Source organism: Mesorhizobium ciceri WSM4083 (assembly GCF_000519305.1).
Classification (GTDB): domain Bacteria; phylum Pseudomonadota; class Alphaproteobacteria; order Rhizobiales; family Rhizobiaceae; genus Mesorhizobium; species Mesorhizobium ciceri_B.
The window spans coordinates 1-6,088 of sequence record NZ_JAFG01000039.1; the positions used below are offsets into that span (position 1 = coordinate 1).

Here is a 6,088-nt window from a genome sequence, read left to right on the forward strand (position 1 = left end):
AGCGAACTCCAAACAGGTAGCCGATGAACAGCGCCTTGAACATCAAGGTAGGGTCGAGCGGCGGGCGGCCATTGTCGGGGCAATAAAGCGGCGCGGTCAGATCATGGATGAAGGTGAAATCGATCACACGGTCGATCTTGCGCAACAGGTGATCAGCCGGAACCAACTGATCCAGCGTTACCATCTCGAGGGCGGTCTGTTCAGGGGCGGGTCGCTTCAACATGACCCAGTGAATCAAAAACCCCCGGCAAATGCCAGGGGTTTGTCAGCAGCCTGAATGGCCCCGTTTCGACGGGGCCATTTTTGGTTTGATGCGGCAGCTATTCGCTGATGTGCAAGGGGACCATCGCCTTGGATGGCGACTGCTGATTGTCGCACGACGTCAGAAAGGCCGCCGCGATCAGGAACAGACTCACGATACCACTCAACTGGGACATGGCGAAACTCCTCCTGTTTCGCCCCGCGCCCGTGCACCATAGCCGCAAGCCGGCCTTCCGTACATGACTTATGATGACAGCGATTGTCGCTTCGTGAATCGTTCCGGGCCGATGGCGCGGCAATAATTGCCAGCCGGCCGATTGCCTTTTGCAGCACTTTGGCTAAGACGTGCGGCATTCTTCAGATCAATCGAGGACATCGCAAATGACCGCCATCATCGACATTGTCGGGCGTGAAATCCTGGACAGCCGTGGAAATCCGACCGTCGAGGTCGATGTCATTCTCGAAGACGGCTCGATGGGCCGCGCGGCAGTGCCGTCGGGTGCTTCGACCGGCGCCCACGAGGCCGTCGAACTGCGCGACGGCGGCGCCCGCTATCTCGGCAAGGGCGTGCTCAAAGCCGTCGAGGCGGTGAACGGCGAGTTGTTCGAGGCGATCGGCGGCATGGAAGCCGAAAACCAGATCCATATCGACCAGACCATGATCGAGCTTGACGGCACGCCCAACAAGAGCCGGCTTGGCGCCAACGCCATTCTCGGCGTTTCGCTGGCGGTGGCCAAGGCGGCCGCCGATGCCGCCGGCCTGCCGCTCTACCGCTATGTCGGCGGCACCAAGGCTCATCTCCTGCCGGTACCGATGATGAACATCATCAATGGCGGCGCGCATGCCGACAACCCGATCGATTTCCAGGAATTCATGATCCTGCCGATCGGCGCGCCGACGCTGCGCGAAGGTGTCCGCTGGGGTTCGGAAATCTTCCATACGCTGCGCAAGAAACTGAAGGACGCCGGCCACAACACCAATGTCGGCGACGAGGGCGGCTTTGCCCCGAACCTGAAAAGCGCGCCTGTGGCGCTCGATTTCATCATGGAATCGATCGAGCAGGCCGGCTTCAAGCCGGGCGACGAGATCGCGCTGGGCCTCGATTGCGCCGCGACCGAGTTCTTCAAGGACGGCAACTACGTCTATGAGGGCGAGAAGAAGACGCGCGACCCCAAGGCCCAGGCCAAATACCTGGCCAAGCTTGCCGCCGACTATCCGATCATCTCGATCGAGGACGGCTTGGCCGAGGACGATTGGGAAGGCTGGAAGTACCTGACCGACCTGATCGGCAAGAAGACGCAGCTGGTCGGCGACGATTTGTTCGTCACCAACACGGCGCGGCTGCGCGACGGCATCCGCATGGGCGTTGCCAATTCGATCCTGGTCAAGGTCAACCAGATCGGCTCGCTGACGGAAACGCTCGACGCCGTCGAGACCGCGCACAAGGCCGGCTACACCGCTGTCATGTCGCACCGTTCGGGCGAAACCGAGGATTCGACCATCGCCGATCTTGCCGTCGCCACCAATTGCGGACAGATCAAGACCGGCTCGCTGTCGCGCTCCGACCGCATGGCCAAGTACAACCAGCTGATCCGCATCGAGGAAGAGCTCGGCAAGCAGGCAAGCTATGCCGGCAAGTCGGTGGTCAAGGGCTGATCCGGAAACACCGGCTCATCGATACCGGACAAAAGGGCGGGAGCATTCCCGCCCTTTTTCGTTTCGGCGCCGCCAAACAGATCACCCGTAACCGTCCGTTAAGCACAATCGGGCGAAAAAGACGGGGAGCCGCATGAGTTCGTGGCCGCGAGGATTTGGATTATGTGGACGCGTCAGCACAAGCAGAGAAACACCGGCCGGCTGATCATTCCCTCGCTTTGCGTGGCGTTCCTGGCCTATTTCGGCTTTCATGCCTATCACGGCGAATTCGGCATCTATTCGAAATATCAGCTGGAAGCCCAGACGGTTGCGCTGCAAGGCCAGCTCGATGCGATCAAGGCGCGCCGCATGGAACTTGAGCGCCGCGTTCGGCTGATGCATGAAGGCACGCTCGAGAAGGACATGCTCGATGAGCAGGCGCGCAAGGCGCTCAATCTGTCCCAGGCTGACGAAATCACCATTATGTTGCCGACCTCGGCGAAATAACTTATTTCAAGTTAATCATCAATATTTTCAATGATTTTAATCGCTTAGGCGCATGCCAGCTATGCAAATTCGGCATGGCGCAACGCTTTGACGCGTGTTAGCCTCCCTGAAATCGGTGGGGAGGAGCTGATCTCCCCCGAGCAGATTTCATCCTGCTCTAATGTCCACAAAGAGACGCCAACAGGGAGTGATGCATGGCCACCGCCGCCAGAAAAGCGCCTGCCAAATCCAAATCCGACGGCAAATCGGGGCTTTCCGCCCCCAAGCCTGTCGAATTCACCAAGGACGAAGAGCTTGCCGCCTACCGGCACATGCTGCTCATCCGCCGCTTCGAGGAAAAGGCCGGCCAGCTTTACGGCATGGGTTTTATCGGCGGCTTCTGCCACCTCTATATCGGCCAGGAAGCGGTCGTCACCGGCATGAAGATGGCGCTGATCGACGGCGATCAGATGATCACCGCCTATCGCGACCACGGCCACATGCTGGCGATGGAGCTGTCGCCGCGCGGCGTCATGGCCGAGCTGACCGGGCGTCGCGGCGGCCTGTCGCGAGGCAAGGGCGGCTCCATGCACATGTTCTCCAAGGAAAAGCACTTTTACGGCGGTCACGGCATCGTCGGCGCGCAGGTGTCGCTCGGCACGGGTTTGGCCTTCGCCAACCGCTACCGCGACAACAACAATGTCTCGCTGACCTATTTCGGCGACGGTGCGGCCAACCAGGGCCAGGTCTATGAAAGCTTCAACATGGCCTCGCTGTGGAAGCTGCCGGTGATCTACATCATCGAGAACAACCGCTATGCCATGGGCACCTCGGTGTCGCGCTCCTCGGCGGAAACCAATTTTTCGCACCGTGGCGCTTCGTTCAAGATCCCCGGCATCCAGGTCGACGGCATGGACGTGCGCGCCGTCAAGGCCGCCGGCGACCAGGCGACCGAATGGTGCCGCGCCGGCAATGGGCCGATCATTCTCGAAATGCAGACCTACCGCTATCGCGGTCACTCGATGTCCGATCCGGCGAAATACCGCTCGAAGGAAGAAGTGCAGAAGATGCGCTCCGACCATGACCCGATCGAACAGGTCAAGGCGCGGCTGATCGAGAAGAAGTGGGCAACCGAGGACGAGCTGAAGACCATCGACAAGGAGGTCCGCGACATCGTCGCCGACGCCGCCGAATTTGCCCAGAACGATGCAGAGCCGGATCCGTCCGAACTCTGGACCGATATCGTATTGTAACGGGAGGGCAAGGACATGCCGATCGAAATTCTCATGCCCGCTCTCTCGCCGACCATGGAAGAGGGCAATCTTTCCAAGTGGTTGAAGAACGAGGGCGACAAGGTCGTCGCCGGCGACGTCATCGCCGAAATCGAGACCGACAAGGCGACGATGGAAGTCGAGGCCGTCGACGAAGGCACGCTGGGCAAGATCCTGATCGCCGCCGGCACCGAAGGCGTCAAGGTCAACACACCCATCGCCGTGCTGTTGCAGGACGGCGAAAGTGCCGGGGATATCGGCAAGTCCTCGGCTCCCGCCAAGGCGGAAGCACCTGCAGAGGCTCCGGCCGCCGCAGAGGACAAGGCGGAGGCCGCAAAGCCGGCTGCCGCGCCGGTGGCCGCTGCTCCAAAGACGGAAATCGCAGCCGATCCGGACATTCCGGCCGGCACGGAGATGGTCTCGACCACGGTGCGCGAAGCGTTGCGCGATGCGATGGCCGAGGAAATGCGCCGCGACGGCGATGTCTTCGTCATGGGCGAGGAGGTCGCCGAATACCAGGGCGCCTACAAGATCACGCAAGGGCTGCTGCAGGAGTTTGGGCCGCGGCGCGTCGTCGACACGCCGATCACCGAGCATGGCTTTGCCGGCGTCGGCGTCGGCGCGGCGATGGCCGGCCTGAAGCCGATCGTCGAGTTCATGACCTTCAACTTCGCCATGCAGGCGATCGACCAGATCATCAACTCCGCCGCCAAGACGCTCTACATGTCGGGCGGCCAGATGGGTGCGCCGATCGTTTTCCGTGGACCGAACGGCGCCGCCGCACGCGTCGCCGCCCAGCACTCGCAGTGCTATGCCGCCTGGTACAGCCACATTCCGGGCCTGAAAGTGGTGATGCCCTACACCGCCGCTGACGCCAAGGGCTTGCTGAAGGCAGCGATCCGCGATCCCAATCCGGTCATCTTCCTCGAGAATGAGATCCTCTATGGCCAGTCCTTCGACGTGCCGAAGCTGGATGATTTCGTGCTGCCGATCGGCAAGGCGCGCATTCACAAGACCGGCAAGGATGTCACCATCGTCTCCTTCGGCATCGGCATGACCTATGCTGTGAAGGCCGAGGCAGAATTGCGCGGCATGGGCATCGATGCCGAGATCATCGATTTGCGCACGATCCGGCCGCTCGATCTCGACACCATCATCGCCTCGGTCAAGAAGACCAACCGCCTGGTGGTGGTGGAGGAAGGATATCCGCAAAACTCGGTCGGCGACCATATCGCCAACCAGGTGTCGCAGCGCGCTTTCGACTTCCTCGATGCGCCGGTCATCACCATTGCCGGCAAAGATGTGCCGATGCCCTACGCGGCCAACCTCGAGAAGCTGGCGTTGCCGAATGTCGGCGAGGTCATCGAGGCGGTCAAAGCCGTGACGTATCGCTGAACCGGGCGGGAGGACAAAATGCCAATCAACATCACCATGCCGGCCCTGTCGCCCACGATGGAAGAGGGCAATCTGTCCAAGTGGCTCGTCAAGGAAGGCGACAAGGTCTCGCCGGGCGATGTCATCGCCGAGATCGAGACCGACAAGGCGACGATGGAAGTCGAAGCTGTGGATGAGGGCACGGTTGCCAAGCTCGTCGTTCCCGCCGGCACCGAGGGCGTCAAGGTCAACGCGTTGATCGCCGTGCTTGCTGCTGAAGGTGAGGATGCAGGCGCTGCCGCGAAAAGCGGGGGCGGTGCTGCACCGGCGAAAGCCGAGGCGCCGAAAGCGGATGCCCCCAAGGCTGACGTACCGAAGGCTGAGGCACCAAAGGCCGAGCCTGTGGCAACCGCACCCAAGGCAGAGGCAGCTCCGGTTGCCAACGGCCATGCGGCTGGCGAGCGCACCTTCGCGTCGCCGCTTGCCCGGCGCATAGCCAAGGAAGCCGGTGTCGATGTTTCTGCCGTGACGGGCACCGGCCCGCATGGTCGGGTGGTGAAGGCCGATGTCGATGCGGCGATTGCCGGTGGCGGCGCCCAGGCGGCGCCTGCCGCCAGGGCTCCGGCCGGCGCTCCGGCTGCTGCTGCCGCGCCGGTAAAGGCGATGTCGGACGATCAGGTGCTGAAGCTGTTTGAACAGGGCTCCTACGAACTCGTCCCGCACGACAATATGCGCAAGACCATTGCGCGCCGGCTGGTCGAGGCCAAGACCACCATCCCGCATTTCTACCTGACGCTCGACTGCGAGCTGGATGCACTGTTGGCGCTGCGCACGCAGATCAATGCGGCTGCCCCGGTGAAGAAAACCGACAAGGGCGAAGCACCGGCCTACAAGCTGTCGGTCAACGACATGGTGATCAAGGCGATGGCGATGGCACTGAAGGCGGTGCCGGATGCCAATGCCTCATGGACCGAAAGCGCCATGGTCAAGCACAAGCATGCCGATGTCGGCGTTGCCGTGTCGATCCCCGGTGGGCTGATCACGCCGATTATCCGCAAGGC

At 61.7% G+C, this 6,088-nt stretch carries 5 protein-coding genes and 1 pseudogene; 5 read left to right on the forward strand and 1 reads right to left on the reverse strand.

Annotated features, from left to right (window positions below; translation table 11 throughout):
- A pseudogene (locus tag MESCI2_RS01000000135670) lies at positions 1-223 on the reverse strand (IS5/IS1182 family transposase); the annotation flags it as partial.
- 419 nt (positions 224-642) lie between these two features.
- Here MESCI2_RS01000000135670 and eno point away from each other — a divergent pair.
- The 5 genes from eno to MESCI2_RS0125665 all read left to right on the forward strand — a co-directional run.
- The gene (gene eno, locus MESCI2_RS0125645) at positions 643-1,917 is read left to right on the forward strand and encodes a phosphopyruvate hydratase (RefSeq protein WP_027038974.1); all 1,275 of its coding nucleotides are present in this window, start codon (positions 643-645) and stop codon (positions 1,915-1,917) included.
- 162 nt (positions 1,918-2,079) lie between these two features.
- A complete protein-coding gene (locus MESCI2_RS0125650) occupies positions 2,080-2,403 on the forward strand; it encodes an FtsB family cell division protein (protein WP_027038975.1) in 324 nt (107 codons plus the stop codon).
- Positions 2,404-2,597: 194 nt separating this feature from the next.
- Complete coding sequence (pdhA, locus tag MESCI2_RS0125655; protein ID WP_013531481.1) at positions 2,598-3,635, forward strand: pyruvate dehydrogenase (acetyl-transferring) E1 component subunit alpha; 1,038 nt, start codon at positions 2,598-2,600, stop codon at positions 3,633-3,635.
- A gap of 15 nt (positions 3,636-3,650) precedes the next feature.
- Entirely contained in the window at positions 3,651-5,048 is a 1,398-nt protein-coding gene (locus MESCI2_RS0125660) for a pyruvate dehydrogenase complex E1 component subunit beta (RefSeq protein ID WP_027038976.1), read from the forward strand.
- Between the two features lie 18 nt (positions 5,049-5,066).
- On the forward strand, positions 5,067-6,088 hold a 1,022-nt coding region (locus tag MESCI2_RS0125665; RefSeq protein WP_027038977.1), incomplete at its 3' end, for a 2-oxo acid dehydrogenase subunit E2.

Excerpts from the sequence above, each read along its gene's own strand:
- MESCI2_RS0125660 (WP_027038976.1), top strand. The coding sequence starts at position 3,651 with ATGCCGATCGAAATTCTCATGCCCGCTCTCTCGCCGACCATGGAAGAG.
- eno (WP_027038974.1), top strand. The coding sequence starts at position 643 with ATGACCGCCATCATCGACATTGTCGGGCGTGAAATCCTGGACAGCCGT.
- pdhA (WP_013531481.1), top strand. The coding sequence starts at position 2,598 with ATGGCCACCGCCGCCAGAAAAGCGCCTGCCAAATCCAAATCCGACGGC.
- MESCI2_RS0125650 (WP_027038975.1), top strand. The coding sequence starts at position 2,080 with ATGTGGACGCGTCAGCACAAGCAGAGAAACACCGGCCGGCTGATCATT.